The sequence below is a fragment of the Corynebacterium sp. HMSC062A03 genome (assembly GCF_001811145.1).
Lineage (GTDB): Bacteria > Actinomycetota > Actinomycetes > Mycobacteriales > Mycobacteriaceae > Corynebacterium > Corynebacterium aurimucosum.
The window spans coordinates 72802-96557 of record NZ_KV803651.1; the positions used below are offsets into that span (position 1 = coordinate 72802).

Here is a 23756-nt window from a genome sequence, read left to right on the forward strand (position 1 = left end):
GAGTAATCAATGTCCAACACCTATCGCGTACAGAACCCCGTGACCAATGAGGTAGTCGAAACCTTCGATACCGCTACAGACGCTGAAGTCGAAGCAGCACTGGCAAAGTCCGCCGCGGCTTATAAAGACTGGTCTGCACGCCCCATCTCTGAGCGCGCAGAAATCATGACCCGCGTCAGCGAGCTCTTCGAGGAGCGCAAGGAAGAACTAGCCCAGATTGCCGGCGAGGAGATGGGCAAGTTCCACTCCGAGGGCATCGAGGAAGCTGAGTTCTCGTCTGCCATTATCAAGTACTACGCCGATAACGGCGCAGACTTCACCAAGGACCAGGAGATCCCGACTGCTTCCAACGGCACGGCAGTCATTCGCCGCTTGCCTATCGGCCCGTTGCTCGGCATCATGCCGTGGAATTTCCCCTACTATCAGATCGCCCGCTTCGTGGCGCCCAACCTGATGCTGGGCAACACCATCATTCTCAAGGATGCGGAAATCTGTCCGCGCTCAGCCCTTGCCGTTCAGAAAATCATGGATGACGCTGGCGTTCCTGAGGGCGTGTACAACAACGTCTTTGCTTCCCACGACCAGATTTCCACCATCATCGCGGACTCTCGCATCCAAGGTGTATCTCTTACCGGTTCTGAGCGCGCAGGTTCCATCATCGGCGCGCAAGCCGGCGAACACCTCAAGAAGGCAGTTCTCGAGCTCGGCGGCTCTGACCCGTATGTCCTGCTCGATACTGACAACGTCAAGGCAGCTGCGGAGCTGGCATGGGGCACGCGTATGTACAACACCGGACAGGCTTGCAACTCGAACAAGCGCATGATCGTTATGGACGATATCTACGACGAGTTCGTCGCTGAGCTTGAGCGTCTTGCGAACGCAGCCGTTCAGTCCACGCCGGACAACCAACCAGAAGGAGCATACTCTGCTCTTTCGTCCCGCGAAGCAGCAGAAAAGTTGCGTGACCAGCTAGACCGCGCTGTAGCGGCTGGTGCCAACTTGCGCGCCGGAGGTGAGCTGTCTGAGGTAGGTGCCTACGTCTCTCCTGCTGTCATCACCGATATCCCGGTAGGCTCCGACATCTACTACGAGGAGTTCTTCGGCCCGGTCGCCACTGTTTACAAGGTCAGCAGTGATGAAGAGGCCCTCGACTTGGCCAACAACACCCAATACGGACTCGGCGGCACCGTGTTCTCCCAGGACACCGAAAGGGCCGCTGCCATTTCCCGACGCCTCGAGTGCGGCATGGCCAACGTGAACACCCCTGCGGGTGAGGGCGAGGAGATGCCCTTCGGTGGCGTGAAGCGTTCCGGTTTCGGACGCGAGCTCGGCCCATTGGGCATGGATGAATTCGTCAACAAGCAGCTCTATTACGTAGAGAAGTAGACGAAAATAGAACAGTAAAAAGGACGTTGGGATTATCAAAAGATAATCCCAACGTCCTTTTTATTTAATCACCCCCTCACTCGAGAAAACTTGGTTACTCCGCTCCCTTTTAAATGCGGCCCTACCCCTCCGCTTAGCGGCAACATTAAACACACCTTATTCATTTCCAAAAACTAATACTGGATACACCTTTCCCATACATCTACCCCACCAGATCCCCCTAATAAAACCAGAAAAATAGGCCACTCACCATTAGTCCATCTTTAAATAACCTGGGCATTTAATGGACGTACCCCGATCTATACCCCCATGAGGGGGTGGTAAGCCTTTGGGAAAATTAGATACCAAATACCTATTTCCCCGTAAGTTCAGACCTATAATGGCAGCTCGATCGAAACACATCCATTGATAAAAGAGAGGGGATTAAATGGCTTTAAGGAGAAGTTAACCTATCGCTGAAATAGGGTCGTAAAAGGTTTCGCAAATCACATTTGCCAAGTACTATTGCCCACAACACCATACCGAGAAGAAAGGATTTTGAATGGCCACCAAAAATCAAAAGACAAACTCTGTTGGCTACCTCTGGGACACGCTCTACGGGTGGCACGATACGGGCACAGGTGGCAATGCTCCAGCGAATCCAGCCCAGGGCCTACAGCCCGTAAATCGCCACTTCTCTTCACCAGAACCGAAGCGGCGTCTACACGAGTTGGTGCAAGCCTCACAGCTTCGCACACACCTCACTAACCTTTCAGCTAAGCCGGCAACGAAGGTGCAATTGGAGCGAATTCACTCTACCCGGCACATCGACTCGATGCTCCAACAGTCGCAACTCCCGAAGGGTGGCGATTGCGGAGACGGGGGCTCGCCTTTCGGACAAGGAGGCGCTGACATTGCAATGTTGTCTGCTGGCGGCGCAATTGAAATGACGCGAGCTGTACTTGACGGTGTCGTCGACCGAGGGTACGCACTGATTAACCCTCCGGGCCACCACGCTGAGCGGAACCGCGGCCTAGGATTCTGCCTTTTCAACAATGCTTCGGCTGCAGCTTCCTTCGCCCTTGAAGAGCGAGGTCTAGAGAGAGTCGCAATCGTGGATTGGGATGTGCATCACGGTAACGGAACCCAGGATATCTGGTGGGAAGACGACCGCGTACTCACGGTATCCATCCATCAAGATAGAAACTTCCCAGTCGATAGTGGATTCGTTGAGGAACGGGGAACAGGAAAAGGTGAAGGTTTCAATCTGAATATCCCACTTCCTCCAGGAAGCGGCGACCTAGTGTACGAAACCGCGTTGACTGAGATTGTCGTTCCCGCCCTTAAGGACTTCAAACCAGAATTAATCATCCTTAGCACTGGCTACGATGCCGCAATGATGGATCCCCTTGGCCGCATGATGGTGACAACCTCAGGGTATTTCAACATGACACAGACCCTCCGAGCTGCCGCAGACACTCTTTCTGAGGGCAAGCTCGTGGTGGTTCAAGAAGGTGGCTATTGCCAGTATTACGTTCCTTTCTGTGGCCTAGCAGTTTTAGAGAGCCTGACAGGTGAAAGCTCTGGTTTCAAGGATGAATACGCCGAGATCGTGGAAGGACAAATTCGAAACACGTTCACACATGAACAAATCGATTATCTAAAAAAGGCCTATACCACTCACTTTGGTAAAAGCAGTCCGGCGCTCGAAAGCCACGTTCCTTCAATTAATGATGGTGCCGTATGAGCGAGAAGATTCGTACTCTTAAGACCCATAACATCGTCTTTCTAGTTATTGCGGCAGCTGCTCCTTTAACAGTCGTTTCTGCCGGAGTAACCGCGGCATACGCCACGTCTGGAATGTCAGGGGTTCCTCTCGGATACCTGCTTTGCGGAGCACTCGTCGCATTCTTTTCGGTCGGCTTCTGCGCTATGGCCAAGGAGATACCCAATACAGCTGCATTCTTCTCCTACGTCTCTGCCGGCCTCGGAAAAAGTCATGGATTAGCAGCATCTTCACTGGCGATCGTCTCTTACACTGCTATGCAGATCGCGCTTTACTGTCTCCTGGGATACACAGCATCTAGCCTGTTTGAATCAATAACAGGAACCCATGTCCATTGGGCTGTGTGCGCACTAATTGCATTAGCACTAGTGGCATTTCTGGGCATTAAATCTGCTGATGCCACCTCGAGAGTTCTAGGAGTACTCCTCCTTTTGGAGTCTTGCGCCATTGTTTTCTTCTGCATTCTCGCAATTGCCAACCCGGCAGATGGGATTTCAGTTGACACCCTGTCTCCTTCGGCACTGATTGGAGCTGGGACAGGAACTCTTCTCGCCTTCACTATCGCTGGGTTCATGGGCATTGAGAGCAGCGCTATGTACGCCGAAGAAGCAATCAATCCAGAGAAAACGATCCCAAACGCGACTCTTATATCAATTCTGATTATCTCCGGCTTTTATGGGTTCTCGTCATGGTCGATTGCCCAAAGCTCTGGAGAATCTCAGGTAGTCGAGGCGGCAAAAGAGTCAGGTTCGGATCTTTTCTTTAATTTCATCGCGAGCCAGGGATACCAATCTATCGTTCCGCTAATTCAGCTTCTCCTGGTCACGTCTCTCTTCGCCGCCGTTACAGCCTTCCACAATTCGATTTCGCGTTACCTCATGGCTATGGGGCGCGAGCAGGTTATCTGGAAGAACCTCGGCACCACTAGCGAGAGCGGCGCTCCTGTTACTGCGTCACTTTTCCAATCGTGCTTCGGTTTTATCGCTCTGTCCGCAGCCCTAGTCGCACAGATACTTTCGGGCTATGACGACAGTTTCCCATCAGCAATCGTATTCAGTTGGATGAGCAACGCTGGTGGTTTCGGACTCGTCTTCTTGCTTTTGACTACTTCGGTGTCGGTTTACTTCTATTTTAGGAAACACGAGGGGTTATACCCAGTTTTCGTCACGAAGGTCGCGCCATCTGTCGCCATAATTGGGTTCGGCACAATGTTCGTCCTAATCTTGGCCAACTTCGAGAACCTCATTGGCGATGCCGAGCTGTGGTATTTGGTTTTCGTGATTCCAACCATGATTCTCTTGTGTGGAGTAGCTGGTTTTCTTCGCGGTGAGCTGCTCAAACGTTCTCGCCCGCACATCTATAACAACATCGGCTCTGGACATCCCCCAAGCAAAAGCCACGTCCAGAGCGAAGAAAACACTGAGCCAGCCCGCCTAGCCACATCGGCACAAGATTGATCCAAAACCCGAAAGTGTGATTGCGGTATTAGTCGTACGCGGGACCCCTTGGGTCATTGGCCCCGCTTGCCTAGGGCTAGCAAATGAATCTAGCTGGGAGCGGCTTGGGCGGTGATGAAGCTACTTCACAGTAACGCCATCACCGCCCAAGATCATCGCTAGCTTGAGTCTAAGTTCTCTAACTTCTCTCAGAGCTATTCGCCAGTTTTAAGCCCAGCCTGCCGGCACCAACCCAAAGATGGAAATGATCGAGTAGATGAAGGCCAAGACGTAGACCACGATGATGGTGCCCTGGATTACCGGGTGTGCGAGTCCGCCCACGTTCCAGCCTGGGTCGCGGTCGCCCTTCTTTCGGGAAGCGTGCAACAGCATCACCGGGATGACGGACATGATGGCGCCCGCGAAACCACCAGCATAGGACAACGCCGCAACGAAGCCGCCGAGACCAGCAATGGAAATCACCAATGGCGGAACAACCGTCAGTGCTACTGCCACGATGCGCTGTCCCTTCACGCCTTCCCAGTGGAAGATGTCCAAGACGTTGCGCATGGTGGTAAAACCAATCGCCAGGAAGGAGGTCAACATAGCCGCCAGGGCAAAGATATTGGCCATGTAGTAGGCCACCGGGCCAAGGGCCTCGCCCCACGCGATGGTTACTACTTCGGTGACCTCCATGCCGAGCAGACCAAGGGCAGCAAAAGGAACCAACGCCAGGGTAAAGCCCGTGATGACCATGCCCATAACGATTGCCCGCGCGGTCTGCTGCGGCTTAGCCGGGTCCATGCCTTGCACCAGCTCCGGAACCACGTACTGCGCCAAGAAAGAAAACACCGCCAGGTTCAGAATCGGGACGATGAAGAACGGGTGAAGAACCAAAAGGTTCTCAATCTTGATTCCCGGGCCTAGGATCGTCCATCCGCACAGGACAGCGATGATGATGGCCATGCCTGCGGTGATGGCTCCTTCAGTCTTACCCGTGGTGTGCAGCCCGCGGTACATCACCCAGGAACCGAACCCAAAGAAGACCAATGTGCCGAGGAGCGGCGACAACCCGAAAATATTGTTGATCAGGTCGCCCGAACCAGCGGCATAAGCAATGAGCGCGCCGATGCCGTTGACGATGATGGCCACGAAAACCAACCACCGGCCCCATTGCCCCAGGTAATGTTCCGCCAATCCGGAAACCTGTAGCGGCGCCTTGGTGCGCATGGCAGACTCCGCCACGTACAGCATAGAAATGGTCGTCAGCGTACCGGCCACGAGCAAGGCGATAACGAGTGCGAGGAATCCTCCGTTGCGAGCGGCATAAGGAATGGAAAGGACTCCAGCACCGATGTTGGTGCCGAAAATAAGGGCGATGCCCTGCACGAAGGACAGCGCGGGTTTGAATTCCGCCGTGGACTCATCCCTCTGCGGCACGGAAATGTTGTTGGACAAAGACTTCTCCGATAACTAAGGACTAATAAAACAGGAGCTCACCCGGAAAGATCCGGGTGAGCGACAAAATGAACTACTTGTATTCGTTGAACTGCTTCACGACGACCTGCAGCGCTTCACGCCACAGATCTTCCGGAATAGCCAGGGAAGGCAGGAAACGGATGACGTTGTGGTCGAGGCCGCAGGTCAGCAGCAGGACGCCTTCGGCCTTGGCGGCGTCGGCAATCTTGTGCACCAGCTCGGAGTCCGGCTCACCCTCAGCGGTGACGAATTCGAGGGCGAGCATCGCGCCGCGGCCGCGGAATTCGGCCACGCGCTCATCGCCCAGGATGGGCTCCAGCTCCTCACGGGCAACCTTCTCTAGGTTCTGAGCACGCGCGCCGAAGTCCTTCTCTTCGAATTCCTTGAAGGTTGCCAGCGCAGCAGCACAGGCCACCGGGTTGCCGGTGTAGGTGCCGCCCAGGCCACCTGGCTGCGGGGCATCCATAATTTCTGCACGGCCAGTTACCGCAGACAGCGGCATGCCGGAGGCAATACCCTTCGCAATGGTCACCATGTCCGGAACAATGCCCTCATGGTCGGAGGCGAACCAGGTACCGGTGCGCATCATGCCTGCCTGGATCTCGTCGACGATGAAGACCACATCGTTCTCGTTGCACCATTTCTGGATTGCTGCGAGGTAGCCCTCGGCTGGGACGACGAAGCCGCCCTCGCCCTGAATCGGCTCAGCAACAACACAGGCTAGGTTGGCTGCACCAACTTCCTGCTCAATCATGGTGATGGTCTTCTGGGCTGCCTCGGCGCCGCTCAGGCCGTCACGCAGTGGGTAGGACATCGGCGCGCGGTAGATCTCCGGGGCGAAGGGGCCGAAGCCGTTCTTGTAGGGCGACTGCTTGGCCGTCATCGCCATGGTCAGGTTGGTGCGTCCATGGAAGGCACGGTCCATGACCACGACACCGCGCTTGCCGGTGTAGTTACGGGCAATCTTCACGGCATTCTCGACGGCCTCCGCACCGGAGTTGAACAGCGCGGTCTTCTTCGGGTGATCGCCCGGGGTGACCTCGTTGAGCTTTTCTGCCACGGCCACGTAGGACTCGTACGGGGAAATGGTGAAGGAGGTGTGGGTGAAGTGTGCGACAGCTTCCTGCACCGCGGCCACGACGGCTGGGTTAGAAGCGCCGGCAGAAGTCACGGCGATGCCGGAAGCGAGATCGATGAAGCGGTTGCCGTCGGCGTCGGCAAGAATGCCGCCATCCGCATCCACCACGTAGCCCGGAAGCGAGGGCGCCATGCCCGCGGGGAGGGCATTCTTACGACGCTCATCCAAGGCGGCACTCTTCGGGCCCGGGACCTGCTGGCCCAGGTGGCGGGACTGCTCAATGTGGTACTGAAGTTCCTGCATGGTCTTCCTTTTGTGTTCGGATGAATAGGATGCCACTTAGTGTGGCCCCTACCACCCTGACGCCACTATGGACAGGGTGTATAAATTTTTTGTGCATAGCTGTGTACTCTGTCCACCATGCGTGAGATAACCTTTCGCTGGCTTCTCAACCAGCGCTCTTTGAACCTGCGAAACATCGTCACCGGTAGCGCTACGTTCAACACTATCCACGCCTCCGAGCTCGCGGACCCCAGCGAGTTCACCTCCCCCGGCGCGCTCATGCTCACCCTGGGGCTTGCTTTTCAGGAAGAACCGGAGGGGTTTGAGCGCTATGGCGCGGCTCTGGCCACGGCCGGCGTGCAGGGCATCGGCTTCGGTACCGGGCTAGCCTTCGGTGAGGTCCCCACAGAACTTATCCGCGCCTGCTCCCAGCACAATCTCACCCTCTTTGAGGTCCCGCGCGCCACCCGCTTCGTTTCCATCACCACGGCCGTGGCTCAGGAACAGGCCCGCTTGGACAACAACGCGCACTTTGCACTCCACCGCCAGCAGGAGCGCCTCAACCAGGCGGCGGCCACGAGCATCGGCGCACTCATCGCACAGGCAGGCAAGGAACTCGGCGCCGCAGTAGCGGTAGCCAGTTTCTCCGGAGCGGTGGTCAGCCGCAGCGATCGCGGCCGGATCAGTGCGGCCGGCGCCGCGGTGGAGGCCGCGGAGCAGACGGGGCGGGGAACGGGGACGTCAACAAGCGCAGGCGCCACCATCACCAGCATCTTCGGATCGGCGGGACGACGCTGGGCCATCGCGGTAACGCGTGCAGGGAAGTTCGATTCCTACTCCCGCGCGCTCATCCGACACCTCGCGGGCCTGGCCAGCCTGCTCTTAGATCATCCCGACACCACTGCGCACACGATCCTCGGAGCCTTGGCGCTTGATGCCCAGCTGGCCGGCGTTGACTCCCCCGCCCTGCAGGCGGCTTTTCATATGGTCGATAGCCATGATCTCATCGATGTCCTGTTTCTCACGGCAGCTTCCCCCTCCCGCCTCGCGCGGGCTTTGAGCGAGATCGGAAAAGCCGAGCCTCTCAACCTCATCCGCCCGGAACACGATTCGGCGCTTATCGCGCTTCCCCCGGGCACCGCACACCCAGGTTTAAGCGGGAAACACACTCGCTACCTCCGCACATCCATCCTGCAGCGCACCCAATGGCAGGCGTTGACGCCGGCGCTCTTGTCCTCTCTCCAGAGCCACGCGCGCAGTCTGCCGCTCGGCGCTGTGGCGACCTTCGATTCGGCTGCCCCTACCTGGCTGTCAGAGCCCGGAGTACCCGAGGCCCTCACTGCCCGGCGCGCGGCGACGGTCAGCCGCCTGGCCGAACACGATGTTCAGCACAATACGGAGTTGCTCGCTACTTTGCGCGCCTTCCTCGTGGGCAACGCCAACCTAGCCACTGCCGCCGCGGAGCTTGGGGTTCACCGGCATACCGTGCGCGCTCGGTTGGATAAAGTGGAGCAACTTTGTGGCGTGGACTTGGCTAACCCCGTCACCCGCGCAGAACTCCTCTTACTCAGTATTGATTCTTAACTGACCGTTGAGGACTCAGTTCGGAACGCTGACCCCGAGGATGAGCAGCTCCGCCGCCACGAGAGGATCCTTGAGGTCGACTTCGAGGAGAGCCTCCAAGTCCGCGATGCGCTTGCGAACGGTATGCCGATGCGATTGCAGTTCCTCAGCGGTGCGGCTCACGTGGCCACCCGCGCGCAAATAGACCTCCAAGGTTTCCGCCAATTCGGTGCCGTGCTCCGCGTCGTACACGCGCACCTTGCCCCAGGTTTCTTCGGCGCGATTGTGCACCGCGCCCTTAACCCTGGGATCCCTGGTCCAGCTCAGCGTCCGCGATTCTGGTCCCGCCAACATTCCTGGCTGCAGCCCAAAGGCGAAGGATTCCAATTCACGGACAACTCCCACTCCCAGCTCGCCCCATGGCATGGGTTGCCCCACGACGATGCGCTTGCTTCCCCGAATATCACGCAACAAGTCCTGCAAGTTCTTCATCGAACGGCTCCCCCTAAAGAGCAGGAGGCTGGAGGAGTTATCCAGCGCGTACTCGAAAAGCAAGCGCCCGTGTTCCTGCAGTCGGGCGTCCAACGCCTGAATGAAGCGCTGGTGGGCGCGCTCCCCCTCAGATTTCACCAGCACAGGACGCACCCGACCCTGCGCATCACCCACCATGTGGAAGATGCGGCGCATGGGATCTTCCGGCTGGTCCATGCCCAACTGAATGGCCATGGCCATGGAGTTGAGTTCGTTTTGGGTGCGCCGCAGCTCCTGCGGGCGCTTCACGGTGAGTTCCGCGAGACCTGCAGCCTGTTTGAGCAGCGCGCGCTCGTTCACACCGAAACTCTCACGCGCCACCGCCAGCAGCCCGAAGGAGCGCGCACCGTGATCGGCCAAGCGCTGGGCCAAGACGTTCCACCCGCCGACGCGGCGTGCGGCGTAGAAGTTCTGCGCGCGGGTATCGGTAATTACCGGGCCCCACTCCACTGGGGGCAGGCCGGGGTGACTCGACTGCGCGAAGACCCGTCCGTCCTTATCCACGAGGCAGCAGTGCGCTCCCAACAGGCGTCCGGTCTTATCCACGAGGGCATCGAGACCGGCGATGGCGGCGTCGTTCAGCGCACCCTGCTGTGCAATGAAGAGTTCCAGGCCTTCCTCACGCTGACGCTGAAGCTCGTCGTGGAGACGCGCGAGCACGGAAACGAAGGGAACACGCCGTGCCACCGTGAAGAGCGAAATATCGCATTCCCGGGCGGCCTCCACCATGGAGGGCAGAACCTCGGCAAAGGCAATCCCAACGCCGAAGCCCACCCCCGTTACCCCACCTTCGGCCACCCTGTGGATGTACTCCGCCAGCTCTTCCGACTTCCCTTCAAAGGCCATGCCGGTAAGCAGGATAACCACCCCAGACCCCACAAACTCACGGGGATCGCGCAGTTCACACGGGTGCATTACGGAAAAAGGGCGCCCACAATCGTGCAGAATTTCTATCCCCAAATCAGGCTGATTAGCCAACCATCTCAGGGAAACGCTCCCCTCTTCCAGCCCGACCGCTACCCCCGTATCCATTGTGGACAAATTCTCACCATTCTTTCACCAGATTGTCTATGGCCCTTCTGAAGTTTAGCCATAAGAATGACCCACGTCATAAAAAATTCCGAGTATTAAGGAGCAGACAGCATGCAGGATCTCAAGCACCGCCTCCCCCAGGAGCGGAATGTCTCCACCGCAATCCCTGGCCCCCGCAGCCAGGAGCTGAATGCCGCCCGTGAAGCAGACGTCGCTGCTGGCGTCATCCCGGGCTACCCCTCCTACATCACCGACGGTGACGGTGGCGTGCTTGTCGACGTCGACGGCAACACCATCGTCGACTTCGCATCCGGCATCGCCGTGACCTCCGTCGGCGCCTCCAACCAGCGCGTTGCCAAGGCCGTGGCCGAGGCCGCCAGCCACCTCACCCACACCTGCTTCCTCAATGCTCCGTACCAGGGCTTCGTTGATGTCTGCAAGAAGCTCAATGAGCTGACCCCGGGCACCCACGAGAAGAAGACCTGCCTCTTCTCCACCGGTGCTGAGGCAGTGGAGAACGCCATCAAGATCGCTCGCCGCTACACCGGCAAGAACCGCGTTGTGGTCTTCGACGGCGCCTTCCACGGCCGCACCAACCTCACCATGACCATGACCGCCAAGAACAAGCCCTACAAGCAAGGCTTTGGCACCCTGGCCGCTGATATCTACCGCGCGCCGATGTCCTACCCGCTGCGCGACGGCCTCGACGGCAAGCAGGCTGCAGCGCGCACCCTGCGCTACATCGAGCAGTACGTCGGCACCGAAGAACTGGCTGCCGTCATCATCGAGCCGGTGCAGGGCGAGGGTGGCTTCGTCGAGCCTGCCAAGGGCTTCCTCCCGGCACTGCAGGAATGGTGCACCGACAACGGCGTTGTCTTCATCGCCGATGAAATTCAGGCCGGTATCTGCCGCACTGGATCCTGGTTCGCCTGCGACGATGAGGGCATCATCCCGGACCTCATCACCACCGCCAAGGGCGTGGGCGGCGGCATGCCGCTGTCCGCTGTGACCGGCCGCGCCGAGATCATGGATGCCCCGGACCCGGGCTCCCTGGGTGGCACCTACGCCGGTAACCCGGTGGCCTGTGCTGCTTCCCTGGCAGCTTTCGAGGAGATGGAGGAGCTGGATCTGGCTTCCCGCGCCCGCGAGATCGAGGCCATCACCCGCGAGGAGCTGGAGCCGCTGCTCGAGCTCACCACCGTCGCCGAGGTCCGCGGCCGCGGCGCCATGATCGCCATCGAGCTGGTCGACGACAACAACCAGCCGAACGCTGACCTCACCGCCAAGGTAGCCAAGACCTGCCGCGAGCAGGGCGTGCTCATCCTCACCTGCGGCCTCGATGGCAACGTCATCCGCCTCCTGCCCCCGCTGGTCATCAATGAGTCCACCCTGCGCGACGGCCTCCAGGTCCTGGCCGAAGCCATCCGCGCAAACTAATCCACACCACCACCGTCTAAAAGGAGACACACCACTATGAAGATCTACGATTGCATCATCCTCGGCACCGGCTACGGCGGACTGGGCATGGGCGCCCAGCTGGTCCGCGACGAGCAGAAAGACTTCCTCATCCTCGAGGCTGCCGATGAGGTCGGCGGCGTGTGGCGCGACAACACCTACCCAGGTGCTGCCTGCGATACCCAGGCTCTGATCTACTGCTACTCCTATTTCCTCAACCTTGGCGTCTCCCGCATGTTCGCCGGTCAGGACGAAATGCAGGGCTACCTCAAGGCTCTTGCTGAGGAATTCAACCTCTACGACCACATCAAGTTCAACCACCGCATCACCAACGCCGAGTGGAAGGAAGACCTCAAGGCCTGGGAGATCGAGGCCAACGGTGAGACCTACTACGGCCGCGTCTTCGTCGGTGCGTGGGGCCAGCTCTCCAAGCCGAAGGTTCCGAACTTCCCGAACCGCGAGGCATTCCAGGGCGTGCAGTTCCACTCCGCCGAGTGGAACCACGACGTTGACCTGGCCGGCAAGAAGGTCGCCGTCATCGGCAACGCTGCTTCTGCAGTTCAGCTGGTTCCGGAGGTAGCAAAGGTGGCGGAGAAGCTCTCCGTGTTCCAGCGCTCCGCTAACTACATCCTGCCGCGCAACCAGGTCATCTTCACCGATGAGGAACTTAAGGAGTTCCAGGAGAACCCGGATTCCTACCGCGCTATCCGCCAGGAGATCCACGAGGTCCGCGAGGAGGGCTTCGACCGCACCCGCAAGGGCACCGATTCCGCTGCTGAGGGTGTCGAGCAGGCCATGGAGCACCTGCGCTCCCAGGTCAACGACCCGGAGCTGGTGGAGAAGCTCACCCCGACCTTCGCCTTCGGCTGCAAGCGTATTCTGCGCTCCGATGACTTCTACCCCACCTTCAACCGTGACAACGTAGAGCTCATCACCGCTGGCATCGAGAAGTTCACCGAGACCGGCATCCGCACCGATGACGGAGCAGAGCACGACTTTGACGTGGTCATCTACGCCACCGGCTTCCACTCCCAGGAGTTCCAGGGTGATTTGCCGATTGCTGGCCGCGATGGCGTCGACCTGCGCGAGCGCTGGGGTAACTCCCCGGAGGCTTACCTGGGCATGACCGTGGACGGCTTCCCGAACTTCTTCATGCTCTATGGCCCGAACACCAACCTCAACCACCACTCCGTGGTGGCCATGCTCGAGGCACAGGACCGCTACATCTCCCAGGCCGTTGCTTACCTGCGCGAGAACCCGGAGGCAGCCCTCGACGTGAAGAAGAACGTCATCGACGAGTTCAACACCAAGATCCAGAAGGAGCTCGAGGCATCTGCGTTCTCCGCTGACTGCTCCTCCTGGTACAAGAACGAAGAAGGCCGCGTCATCAACAACTGGTCCGGCAACGTCGCTGAGTACTACGAGCTGACCGACAAGCTCGAGCTCAACGACTACGAGCTGGTCTAGGAGGTAGTTCACAATGCACACTCTGCACGACGATTTTTCCGGGCGTCCCGTCGCTGAGGATGCGTGGAAGGCGCTGAAACCTTTCCGCGATGGTGGGGCGAAGTCCTTCCATAACTTCCCCATCCCGCAGGTGCGTGAGAACTACGTAGCCTCGGCCCACGCCAACCCGCTCCACGAGGAGAAGGAACCCGCGACCACGGATTTCCAGGTTGACCAGTTCCAAGTTCGCCTCTACGACCCCCGCCCGGAGGCGGAGCGCGGCCAGGAGACCCCAGCGGTGCTCTACATGCACGGCGGCGGCTGGCTCATGGGCAACCTGGAGACCCACCACTCCTCGGTACGCCGTATCGCGGTGCTGACCGGTCTCCCGGTCGTTGCGGTGGACTATCGCCTTGCCCCGGAGCACACCTACCCGGCGGCTATCGACGATTGCCGCGCTGCCTACCGCTGGTTGTCCAACCCTGAGGCCGAGCACGGCCTGACCGTGACCTCCATCGCGGTAGCGGGTGACTCGGCCGGCGGCCAGCTCGCCGCTACCCTGGCGAACGAGTTCGTGGGCGAAGAAGACGTCGCCAAGCTCAGCTCCCAGATCCTGCTCTACCCCATCACGGATTGCTCCCGCGAGCGAACCGAGAACGGTGCCTCCTACAAGCGCTTGGAGGAAGGCTTCCCGCTGGCATCTGACACCATGCGCTGGTTCATCGATACCTTCGTCACGGAGGAGGCACAGCGCACGGCAACGGATCTCTCCCCGCTGTTGCTAGAAGAGCTACCGGAGGGCCTGCCCCCGTCACTCGTGATCACGGTGGATAACGATCCGCTCGCGGACGAGGGCATCGAGTACGCCGGCAAGCTGGCGAAGGCGGGCGTCGACGTCACGCACAAGCACCTTCTGGGCTACCACCACGGGCTGTTCACCTCCGCCGGTGTCATTGACCGCGGCGAGGAAGAGCTCGCAGTCGTCGCCGAGTTCATCAAGGCGGCAGCGAACTAGAAGCTTCCGCTCCATCACGCACGGGGCAGGCACCTTCAAAGGCAGCCTGCCCCGTTTGCATAAGTAGCTATTTCTGTCCACCTAAAGTTAGGTTCACCATGCTTAAACGCTCATTCGGCATCGCGATGGCCTTCATCGGCGTACTCGCGGGTGCCTCCTTCGCTTCCGGCCGCGAGGCCCTTCAATACTTCGTTGCCTTCGGCAACATGGGCATCGTCGGTGCCATCGTTGCTGCACTGGCCATGACCATCTCCGGTATCACTATTCTCCAACTAGGTTCTTATCACCGTGCCAAGGAGCACACCTCCGTCTTCAACGCGGTGTCCACCCCCATCGTGTCGAAGGTCCTCGACTTCGCCACGCTGACCTGTCTCTTTTGCATCGGCTTCGCCATGTTCGCCGGTGCCGGCGCCAACCTTAACCAGCAGTGGGGCTGGCCAGTATGGATCGGCGCGGTCCTCATGCTCGTGCTCACGCTGCTGACTGGCCTGCTCGACGTGGACAAGGTAACCATCGCCATCGGCGCTATCACCCCGTTCATCATCGTCCTGCTCACCATCGGCACGGTCTATACCGTGCTCACGTCCAACCCCGATTGGTCGCACCTCAACGAGCAGGCACAGCAGCTGCCGACGACGCTGCCGAACTGGTGGGTCTCCTCTATCAATAACCTGGGTCTTAACGTCATCGTCGTGGTCTCCATGATGATCGTTATTGGCGGTAACTTCCTCGATGCTAAGGAAGTGGGCTACGGCGGCATCCTCGGCGGCCTGTGCTTCCTATTCCTGCTAGCGGTCCTCGTCGGTGGCCTCTACGTCTCCGTGGGCCCGATCACCGAGGCTGAGATGCCAACGCTGGCCATGATTGAGCAGATTCACCCGTGGCTTGGTGTCGCCATGTCCGTTGCTATTTACGGCATGATTTATAACACCTCCATCGGCATGTTCTATGCCTTTGCCAAGCGCCTCACCCGCGGCAAGCCGCAGCACTTCTACAAAGTCTATGTCATCTCCGTGCTCATCGGCTTTGTCCTCTCCTTCATTGGCTTCTCCAACCTCATCGGCTGGGTTTACCCGATTCTGGGCTACATGGGCATCGCCATCATGTTCATCATCGGCTTCGCCTGGCTGAAGAACCGCGGGGAACTGCAGTCCGAGGCAGACCTGCGCCGCCGCGCACGCGAGCTCCTCAAGAAGCGCTTTGAGAATGACAACCACCTCTCCGATGAGGAGATGCGTGAACTCGTGGCCATTGCTCGCAACTCCTCCATCCCGGAGTCTGACTTCATCAAGGAAATCATGACGGAAGTTGATTCCGCGGATCTCCCGGAGGACATGCAGATTGGCGATGGCAAGCTCCACGCGCTCATCACCGGCAAGCCCATCCCACGCAGCAAGAAGAAGGTGTAGTTCTCTCCCCTCCCCCTCTCACTCTCTGCCCTCACACCTTCTCCGTGCCCCCGCATCCAGCCGCCTAGCGCTGCATACGGGGGCGCAGCGCTTTCCACAGCGCCCACAGGACCAGGTCTGCATCGGAGAAGCGGATACGTTCCGCCAGTGCCTCCAACCGGTGCCGGACCGTATTGGCATGTACACCCACGGCCTTGGCCGCACGGGCGACAGAAAACCCTTCGGCCTCATAAGCGTGGAAGATTTCTTCCCCATCTTTAATGGAGCCGATGGCGCGGTCGAGCTGCCGCACTGCATCTTCGAGGCCGCGCTGCCCCAGGTAGGCCGCTGCCTTCTCAATGGCACTGCACTGAGAAAACTCCATGCTCTGTAGATGCAGGGAATGTTTCCGTTCCACCACCACCGCGGCAAGCAATGCCTGCAGCCACGCCTGCGGGCCTTCCTCGACGGTATCGAAGCCGTCGGAAAGCCCCACTGAGCCGAAGAGCACATCCGCAATCTTGGTCTCAGTACCCGATTGCGTCGTCAGCACGCAGGTACGGCCAGCCACATATCCCAGCACCAGTGGCACGCCCGCATCTTGGGCCACGGCGAAAGCTTTGTCGCGCACATCACTGCGATAGGAATCCTTGATGGAATCGGAAACGATGAGGCGCATTTTCGCGTGTTCCGAAAAGCCCCGCCTGCGCAACGTGGTGGCCACTTCTTCCCTATTCGAATTCTCATCGCACAACGCCACCATCAACGCGCTCGATTCGGCAACGTGGTTGCGCAGGATGTTTCTCTGCGCCATGAGGGAAGCGGTGAGCAGTTCCTCCAGCGCTGCGAAAGCGGGGTCATCGAAGTCTGCATCCTGACTGGTCTGCCGCCCCCGGATCAGCCAGTAGCCATGGTCGAAGGAGGGGCTCTCACCAGCAATGTCAAGCCACCGAGCAAAGACCTTCCAACGCCCCACGTGCATGCTCGTGGTGCTGTGGTTGACCACCACCGACAGGGAACGTGCAATACTCCGCGCAGGCAGTTCGCCGGCGGCGGCAATAACCCGACCATCAACGGTCAACAACAACAAGGAATCTCCACTAAACCTGGCAAATCGCGCGAGGATCTCGGACTCCGGCGCCGGGTTAACCAACCCGGGGCTTAATTGCCCGATGGTGCTGAGCTTGCGCCAGGATGCCAGGTTGGGTTGGCGCCGCAAAAGCTCATCCACCGCGCGCCGGATATCTTGGCGCGTGATCCCATCGGTGCCGTACAGGAGGGCGCCGGTTCCCTCTACCGAGTCCAGGACTTCCTGCTCATCGAACTCGGAGTCGAGGAAGATGACCCCGGCGGCGTCGACCAGCCGGCGCTGGATGGTGCGTGGGCTTCCCTCCGGCTGGGGAAGGACTAGCCAGCCCGCCACGTCCCCATCGCCCTCGGCGCACAGCCCCACAAAATCCTCATCCTCGAGCGGCTTGCTCAGGCGCCGCAGCCGCGGTTCCATCACGACGAGATCGGCGATCCGCAGCACCGGATCATCTTGTGACGCCACTTAATCCTCCGAAAAATAGTGTCCTATCTTACTTTTAATCAGGTAATTCTAGCGCCCTTCAACCTGGCTTTTTGGAGTTTCCTCCACCGGTTTCCATCTTGATTCACTGTTTCTCCATTGCTCCCCTCCTCGTGCCATATCAAGATTCCTCTCAACCGAATTCACCATCTTTTGAAAGAGAGGTCCACACCATGACGGAGACCAAGCCTTTTCGCGTATCCGTTGACGTCGGCGGAACGTTCACCGACGTCGCGATTGTTAACACCGAGACCCACGAGTTGTCGGTAGCCAAGGTTCCCTCCACCCCGGATGACCCGATGAAGGCGGTGATGAACGGCCTCAAGTCGGCCGACGTCCAGCTCAACCAGGTCGAGGTGTTCTCCCACGGCACCACAGTGGCCACGAATGCGTTGATCCAGCGCCGCTTCCCGCCGGCAGCGCTCATCACCACGAAGGGCTTCCGCGATGTGTTGGAGATCCGTGACGGCACCAAGGATGAGCTCTGGGATGCCTACCACGACGTTCCGGATCCCTATATCCGCCGCCGCGACCGCTACGAGGTCGAAGAGCGCATCGACTTCGACGGCGCAGAGGTCACCCCGCTCGATGAGGCAGAGGCACGCCGCATCGCCGGCATCCTGCGCCGCAAGAAGATTGAGACTGTGGCGATTTGCTTCATCAACTCCCATGCCAACGCCTCCCACGAGGAACGCATGGCCGAGATCCTGCGCGAGGAGCTTCCCGACGCCGCTATCTCCACCTCCTCCGAAATCCTCCCGGAGATCTTCGAGCACGACCGCTTCTCCACGACCGTCGCCAATGCGGTCCTGGCCCCGCTCGTCTCCGGCTACGTCAACCGCCTATCCCGCCAGCTGGAGGAAGGCGGCTACGACGGTGACCTGCTGCTCCTCCACTCCGGCGGCGGTTCCATGACCCCGGAGATGGTCTCCCGCTACCCGGTCCGCCTGGCCGCCTCTGGAATTGCCGCCGGCGCCATCGCGGTGCAGGACATCGCTACGCGCTGCGGCTACTCCAACGCCATCGGCCTGGAGATGGGTGGTACCTCCACCGACATCGCCTTGGTCTACGAAGGTGATATTCGCATTACCAAGCAGTGGCAGGTCGAGTACGGCTTCCCCATCTGCTTCCCGTCCATTGAGGTGGGCACCATCGGTGCCGGTGGCGGTTCGGAGGCCTGGATCGATGAGGCAGGATCCCTGCGCAATGGTCCGCAGTCGGCCGGTGCGGATCCGGGGCCGGTCTGTTACGAGCGCGGCGGCACCGAAGCCACGAATACCGATGCCAATGTCACCCTCGGCCGCCTCGGCACTGAGCTCATCGGCGGCGCGCTGAAGCTCAACCCGGATGCCGCGCGTGAGGCCGTCAACAAGACCGTCGCCGATCCTCTGGGCCTCGATACCGAGACCGCCGCGGAAAACATCGTCCAGGTGGCCAACGCCAACATGGCTGACGCCGTTCGTCTACTGTCCATCCGCCGTGGTTATGACCCGCGTGACTTCGTCCTCGTCGTCGGCGGCGGCGCCGGCGCGCTGCACGGTGCCGAGGTGGCCCGCGACCTCTCCATCCCCACCGTCGTGGTCCCGCCGCACCCGGGCGTTACCTCCGCACAGGGCTGCCTGCTCGTGGATATCCGCCACGACATCACCAAGATGTACCAAGCACCCGTGGACGAGGTAGACACCGCGGACCTGCGCAAGGAATTCCAAGCGCTCATCTCCGAGGCCCGCGAGCGCCTCCACAAGGAGCACGTGCCTGAGGAGCGCATGAAGTTCAAGCTGACTGCGTCCATGCGCTACCGCGGCCAGTGGCGCTCCCTCACCGTGGAAATCCCCGAGTCCGATAACCCGCTCGATGATGCCGTCGCCATGTTCCACGACGAGCACGAGCGCGAGTACTCCTTCGCCGACCGCGAAGGCGCTGTGGAGTTCTACCAGATTGGCCTCATCGCTATCGGTGAGCTGGAGAACCCGCCTTTCAAGCACTATGACGTCGAAGAGCACGAGGCAGAGCTCCCGGAGACCACCCGCCCTGTGTACTTCTCCGCCCACGGCGGCTGGGCCGATGTCCCGATTTACCACCGCCCGGATCTGAAGGCCGGTGCAAAGCTCAACGGCCCCGCCATCATCGATCAATTCGACGCCACCACCGTCATTCCGCCTGGTGACCGCGCAGAAATTGATGAGTGGTCCAACATCCGCATCCACATCGGCAAGGCCACCAACGCCTAAGACGCTCGCCTAAGACTCTCCTTTGAAAGGAATCGACATGACTACTACTCAGACACAGCCACAGAAGCCGTCGCCGTCTTCTTCCAGCCGCCGTACGCTCGACCCGGTTACCTTCGAGGTGCTCAAGAACGCCTTTGCCACCTCGGTCAACCTCATGTCCGAGCAGATTCTTCGCACCTGCTATTCCTTCGTTATTTATTCGCGCGACTTCTCCTCCGCGCTCTGCGACGCCGAAGGCAACACCGTCATGCAGGGTGACCAGGACATCGCCGTCCACGTCGGTACGCTGCACTTCCAGTGCCAGGCCGTGCTCGAGGAATTCGGCGATGACATCCACGAAGGCGATGTTTTCGCCATCAATGACCCTTATCAAGGCGGCACGCACATGAATGACGTGTCCTTCCTGCGCCCCATCTTCTACGAGGGCACCCTGCTAGCCTTCGCGCAGAACAAGGGCCACTGGGCTGATGCCGGTGGCTCCGTCCCGGGCTCCTTCGATGTGTCCGCCACTAACTACTACACCGAGGGCCTGCGCATCACTCCGGTGCGCGTGTGGTCCAAGGGCGTGTTCCTCAAGGACGTGGCCAAGCTCCTAGCGGGCAACACCCGTAGCCCAGAGATCGTCATGGGTGACCTCAAGGCCCAGGCCGAAGCCACCGCGGTCTGTGAGCGTGAGATCCACCGTCTCGTGGACAAGTACTCGGTCGACATCGTGCGGACCGCGCTGCGTGAGGTCCAGGACTACGTGGAAGACATCGTCAGCGCCCGCGTCGCCGACTTGGAGGACGGCGAGTGGTCCACCACCGACTACATCGACCTCGACCCGGCCAAGGAAGAAGGCCTGGTTCCCATCAAGGTGACGATGCGCATCAAGGGCGGGCGCCTCTCTTACTCACTGGATGGTTCCGCACCGGCGGTCGCCAGCTTCCTCAACGCCGGCTATGGCTCCGCGTTCTCTGGAATCGTCGCCGGTACGAAGACTTTCTTCCCCGACGTTCCACTGAACTCCGGTCTTTACCGCGCCATGGACATCGACCTCGGCCCAGAGGGAACCGTGGTCAACGCCGGAATGCCGCACGCGGTGACCGGCTTCTGTTCCGGCCCCTTCGAGAAGATCATGAACGCCGTCTTCGAGCTGTGGTCCCAGCTCATGCAGGAGCGCGCCATGGCTTGCGCCTTCAACCTGGAATACCTGCTCATCGGCGGTTGGGATACGCGTGATGCGAAGAAACCGCAGGATAAGGGCGAGTTCTTCATGTGGTACGACTGGATGGCCGGCGGCTGGGGCGGTCGCGTCGACCGCGATGGTTCTTCTGCTACCGCACCGGTCTTCGGTCCGGGCCTGGCGGTCCAGCCGGTGGAAGGCCAGGAGCGCCTCTCCCCTGTGATCACCAGCCACCACGCGCTGGTCACCGACTCGGCCGGCCCCGGCAAGTTCCGCGGCGGCGTCGGCGTATCCAAGGGCGGCGTGCTCACGGACGCGAACCAGACCGTGATGAGCTACTGCTGTGACCGCTCCCGTTCGGTCACCTGGGGCATTGAGGGTGGTCTGCCGTCTATCCCGCAGGGCGTGTGGCTCAACCGCGGCACCCCGGATGAGAAGTACCTCGGCGCGCTCTTCTCCAACGTGCCAGTCGGCCCGGGCGATACCTTCGAACGCCCCTCTGCCGGTGGTGGCGGATTCGGCGATGCCCTGGAGCGTGACCCGCAGGCCGTGTTGGAGGACGTCATCGACGGTTACGTGTCCGTGGGCCGTGCTGCCAAAGACTACGGCGTTGTCATCCACGCCATCGACCCCGAGATCGATGAGTACGAGCTCGATGAGGAGGAAACCACGAAGCTACGTGAGGAACTTCGCTCCTCCCGCCTGGACAAGCTGGCGGAGGACCCGGAATCCGTGGCAGAGCGCTACAACGCGGGCGAGCTGGACCAGCTCGACCTGGTCCGCCACTACGGCGTCATCCTGGACTGGGCCACCGGTGAGCTCCTGCCCACCACCACTCAGCAATACCGCGAGCAGATGACCAAGCGTTCCTCTTCCCACTGGAAGTAGGTAGCGCTCTGACTAGCCCCTCGCTGTTAGCCAACAGTGGTTAACGGCGAGGGGAATTTCGTTTTGAAGTCTTTGGAAAATTCTAGGCTATTGGTTTCCTGTCCAGGTGACATCGTTAAAGACGGTCGGCATACCAGACTCAATGCGCAGTGCTGCGAGTGCTAACTGTACGTCTAGCAACCGCACCCCCTCGTTCCAGCCTTCACCTAATATTTCATCAATTCTCTTCATCCTGTTGCGAACAGTATTGACGTGAACATCAAGTTCTTCGGCTACGGTGGATGCTGAAAAGTGGTGCGAGAAAAGGGCTTGCATAGTAGGCACTAGCGCCTTTGAGTTTTCCCTATCATAGCGAAGCAAATTACCTATTGATTCGGCAACCAATGCTTTTCGCTGAGCATCAGTCATTCGCGCCAATAGACGCACAGACTGCGGAAGTGCAGCGTCGGTATACCACCCTGTTTCACTAGATAAACCCAGGGAAGCGATATCATCAAGAAACTGTATACAAGAGCGATATACTTCTGCCGCTCTACGAAAACCAGTAAATTTGTCTGACAGATACCCGTGAACTTTCAAGCGTCGCAAATCAGCAAGCTTTGAAAAGGTTTCAAAAAAGGATAAAAGCATGCTCGCCTCCCCTAAAACGCCAACCTGATCAGTAGACACACCAATCAAGAGCTTCCCCTTAGAGACCTCAGAACACCGTTGTGCAATCAGTCGAAGACCTGCTTCATCGCCAGAAAAGAGAAGTAAGCGATTTAAGCCATCCTCTACGATTTCCGCTTCGGTAAGCAAGCCTTGTTGGCGTGCCGTTAGCTGCGTTCTTCCAGAACTCACCAATGAAAAAAAGAGATTTGAGGACTCGACTACTCGCTGCGAATCAGCCTCCAACCCACTGACGTCTCTAATGCTCAAGGCGCGTGCTACCAAGTCAATAATCCGGGCTTCAGGGCTAGGCATGATCAAGTCGGCAACAACCACTCCCCAGGGCTTCCCACCACGAATTACGGGAGAGACATAGACCTCACGCTCACCCAACGATAAGGACTCCCCTCGTCCCGGCGAGGAAGTCCTCCGGACATAACTTTCGATAGGAGCGTAACCATCTACCGGAAGCCAGCCTCCAGCGCTATCGAGCATGAGGTCTTCCAAACTTGAAATGTGGATTTGAATCCCCATGTTTTCTGCAAGAAAAGCGGCTACGCGTGACTCAGTAAGCAAATCACTGACCATTGAAATGACCGTTTCTACAGTTTCTAGCGCTTTTGCAGAGTTCGTCAGCTCTACACGGCATTCTTCCGCAACCATCTTGAGGCTATCCACCTCCTTGTGGTGGCGATTCGACTCTTCCCCACGGACCCCTACCGCTAACACTTGGACTGCTAGCTGCTCAAGAATATAGATGTCGCCCGTGTGATAAATACGCTCATGCCTATCCGCAACGAAAAGAACTTGAAACCCTGACTCAGCTTCGACGGGAATCCCCAATAAGGACCGTATCCCTTCTCGCTTTATTGCAGTATCCAACACAGGATCATGTTCAAAGCCATCGTCTCTCAAGTAGTTTGCCACCTGCAATGGCGCAGCGACCTGATAAATCTCGAAAAAGAACCCCTTCTCGTTGGGCTCAACTTCTTGCAGTTCCGTGGTCCAGATTCCGCTGGAAAGAATAATGCTTGCACTGCCGGAAGTCTCATCAAGCTCCATAATGAACGCCGCATCTGCCCCCAACATCTGACGGGCCAAAGACAGAATTCTACCGAAAGCCACATCTACGTTCTCGTCACCATTGATGTCTAAGGACAGATCAGCAATTTCCGAAACCAGTGAACGGAGTTTGCGCGATGACTCGGCACGGTTACTAATCTCCAGCAGGACCTCTTTGAGTTCTGGAAACCTAGCTGAAACAACAGCATCTTGAAGCTCCTCCCGAAAGCTAACCGGTGTCAACTGCAACGCCTTACGGCATAGCTGTACCACGTCCCCAATCCCCAACTCCGACATTGATTGTCCTTTCCCACAATAACGAGGCCAACACTGTGT

Annotated in this window: 15 protein-coding genes; 10 read left to right on the top strand and 5 right to left on the bottom strand. The window is 59.1% G+C overall.

The genetic code is table 11. From position 1 onward, the window contains the following. Positions 1–9 precede the first annotated feature (9 nt). The 3 genes from HMPREF2781_RS02670 to HMPREF2781_RS02680 all read left to right on the top strand — a co-directional run bounded on the left by HMPREF2781_RS02670 (position 10) and on the right by HMPREF2781_RS02680 (position 4608). A complete protein-coding gene (locus tag HMPREF2781_RS02670) occupies positions 10–1386 on the top strand; it encodes an NAD-dependent succinate-semialdehyde dehydrogenase (RefSeq protein ID WP_070644169.1) in 1377 nt (458 codons plus the stop codon). 541 nt (positions 1387–1927) lie between these two features. Next, positions 1928–3112, top strand: a complete 1185-nt coding sequence (locus tag HMPREF2781_RS02675) for a class II histone deacetylase (protein ID WP_070644172.1) — start codon at positions 1928–1930, stop codon at positions 3110–3112. Next, entirely contained in the window at positions 3109–4608 is a 1500-nt protein-coding gene (locus tag HMPREF2781_RS02680; protein WP_070644175.1) for an APC family permease, read from the top strand. Before HMPREF2781_RS02675 ends, HMPREF2781_RS02680 begins: the two co-directional genes overlap by 4 nt. A gap of 207 nt (positions 4609–4815) precedes the next feature. On the opposite strand, the gene HMPREF2781_RS02685 is transcribed toward HMPREF2781_RS02680, so the two are convergent. Together HMPREF2781_RS02685 and gabT (HMPREF2781_RS02690) are read right to left on the bottom strand one after the other, a co-directional pair. Continuing rightward, positions 4816–6045, bottom strand: a complete 1230-nt coding sequence (locus tag HMPREF2781_RS02685; RefSeq protein WP_070644177.1) for an aromatic amino acid transport family protein — start codon at positions 6043–6045, stop codon at positions 4816–4818. A gap of 73 nt (positions 6046–6118) precedes the next feature. Then, positions 6119–7447, bottom strand: coding sequence for a 4-aminobutyrate--2-oxoglutarate transaminase (gene gabT, locus HMPREF2781_RS02690; RefSeq protein WP_070644180.1), 1329 nt, complete (start codon positions 7445–7447; stop codon positions 6119–6121). A 117-nt stretch (positions 7448–7564) separates the two neighbouring features. Here gabT (HMPREF2781_RS02690) and HMPREF2781_RS02695 point away from each other — a divergent pair, with 117 nt between their 5' ends. Beyond that, positions 7565–9010: a PucR family transcriptional regulator gene (locus HMPREF2781_RS02695; protein ID WP_070644193.1), complete on the top strand. Its 1446-nt coding sequence runs from the start codon at positions 7565–7567 to the stop codon at positions 9008–9010. A 15-nt stretch (positions 9011–9025) separates the two neighbouring features. On the opposite strand, the gene HMPREF2781_RS02700 is transcribed toward HMPREF2781_RS02695, so the two are convergent. Further along, on the bottom strand, positions 9026–10552 hold the full coding sequence (locus HMPREF2781_RS02700) for a helix-turn-helix domain-containing protein (protein ID WP_246821759.1): 1527 nt from the start codon (positions 10550–10552) through the stop codon (positions 9026–9028). Positions 10553–10663: 111 nt separating this feature from the next. Between HMPREF2781_RS02700 and gabT (HMPREF2781_RS02705) the strand changes: the two genes are divergently transcribed. The 4 genes from gabT (HMPREF2781_RS02705) (at position 10664) to HMPREF2781_RS02720 (ending at position 15877) form a co-directional block, all read left to right on the top strand. After that, entirely contained in the window at positions 10664–11989 is a 1326-nt protein-coding gene (gene gabT, locus HMPREF2781_RS02705) for a 4-aminobutyrate--2-oxoglutarate transaminase (RefSeq protein WP_070644200.1), read from the top strand. A gap of 36 nt (positions 11990–12025) precedes the next feature. After that, positions 12026–13474 carry a flavin-containing monooxygenase gene (locus HMPREF2781_RS02710; RefSeq protein ID WP_070446241.1) on the top strand — a complete coding sequence of 483 codons (1449 nt, stop codon included), beginning with the start codon at positions 12026–12028 and terminating at the stop codon, positions 13472–13474. A 13-nt stretch (positions 13475–13487) separates the two neighbouring features. Further along, entirely contained in the window at positions 13488–14468 is a 981-nt protein-coding gene (locus HMPREF2781_RS02715) for an alpha/beta hydrolase (protein WP_010189241.1), read from the top strand. A gap of 98 nt (positions 14469–14566) precedes the next feature. Then, positions 14567–15877, top strand: coding sequence for a YkvI family membrane protein (locus tag HMPREF2781_RS02720; protein WP_070446244.1), 1311 nt, complete (start codon positions 14567–14569; stop codon positions 15875–15877). Positions 15878–15941: 64 nt separating this feature from the next. On the opposite strand, the gene HMPREF2781_RS02725 is transcribed toward HMPREF2781_RS02720, so the two are convergent. Beyond that, a complete protein-coding gene (locus HMPREF2781_RS02725) occupies positions 15942–17408 on the bottom strand; it encodes a helix-turn-helix domain-containing protein (RefSeq protein WP_070644204.1) in 1467 nt (488 codons plus the stop codon). A gap of 191 nt (positions 17409–17599) precedes the next feature. Here HMPREF2781_RS02725 and HMPREF2781_RS02730 point away from each other — a divergent pair, with 191 nt between their 5' ends. Then, positions 17600–19657: a hydantoinase/oxoprolinase family protein gene (locus HMPREF2781_RS02730; RefSeq protein ID WP_070644207.1), complete on the top strand. Its 2058-nt coding sequence runs from the start codon at positions 17600–17602 to the stop codon at positions 19655–19657. Between the two features lie 37 nt (positions 19658–19694). After that, positions 19695–21710, top strand: a complete 2016-nt coding sequence (locus tag HMPREF2781_RS02735) for a hydantoinase B/oxoprolinase family protein (protein ID WP_070644210.1) — start codon at positions 19695–19697, stop codon at positions 21708–21710. An 87-nt stretch (positions 21711–21797) separates the two neighbouring features. On the opposite strand, the gene HMPREF2781_RS02740 is transcribed toward HMPREF2781_RS02735, so the two are convergent. Next, positions 21798–23693 (bottom strand): helix-turn-helix domain-containing protein, encoded by a 1896-nt coding sequence (locus tag HMPREF2781_RS02740; RefSeq protein ID WP_168163671.1) that lies wholly within the window; start codon positions 23691–23693, stop codon positions 21798–21800. Positions 23694–23756 lie beyond the last annotated feature (63 nt).

What these genes read in the sequence shown, in the direction of transcription:
- HMPREF2781_RS02670 (WP_070644169.1), top strand. Translation starts at nt 10, where the DNA reads ATGTCCAACACCTATCGCGTACAGAACCCCGTGACCAATGAGGTAGTC.
- HMPREF2781_RS02675 (WP_070644172.1), top strand. Translation starts at nt 1,928, where the DNA reads ATGGCCACCAAAAATCAAAAGACAAACTCTGTTGGCTACCTCTGGGAC.
- HMPREF2781_RS02680 (WP_070644175.1), top strand. Translation starts at nt 3,109, where the DNA reads ATGAGCGAGAAGATTCGTACTCTTAAGACCCATAACATCGTCTTTCTA.
- gabT (WP_070644180.1), bottom strand. Translation starts at nt 7,447, where the DNA reads ATGCAGGAACTTCAGTACCACATTGAGCAGTCCCGCCACCTGGGCCAG.
- HMPREF2781_RS02695 (WP_070644193.1), top strand. Translation starts at nt 7,565, where the DNA reads ATGCGTGAGATAACCTTTCGCTGGCTTCTCAACCAGCGCTCTTTGAAC.
- HMPREF2781_RS02700 (WP_246821759.1), bottom strand. Translation starts at nt 10,552, where the DNA reads ATGGATACGGGGGTAGCGGTCGGGCTGGAAGAGGGGAGCGTTTCCCTG.
- gabT (WP_070644200.1), top strand. Translation starts at nt 10,664, where the DNA reads ATGCAGGATCTCAAGCACCGCCTCCCCCAGGAGCGGAATGTCTCCACC.
- HMPREF2781_RS02710 (WP_070446241.1), top strand. Translation starts at nt 12,026, where the DNA reads ATGAAGATCTACGATTGCATCATCCTCGGCACCGGCTACGGCGGACTG.
- HMPREF2781_RS02715 (WP_010189241.1), top strand. Translation starts at nt 13,488, where the DNA reads ATGCACACTCTGCACGACGATTTTTCCGGGCGTCCCGTCGCTGAGGAT.
- HMPREF2781_RS02720 (WP_070446244.1), top strand. Translation starts at nt 14,567, where the DNA reads ATGCTTAAACGCTCATTCGGCATCGCGATGGCCTTCATCGGCGTACTC.
- HMPREF2781_RS02730 (WP_070644207.1), top strand. Translation starts at nt 17,600, where the DNA reads ATGACGGAGACCAAGCCTTTTCGCGTATCCGTTGACGTCGGCGGAACG.
- HMPREF2781_RS02735 (WP_070644210.1), top strand. Translation starts at nt 19,695, where the DNA reads ATGACTACTACTCAGACACAGCCACAGAAGCCGTCGCCGTCTTCTTCC.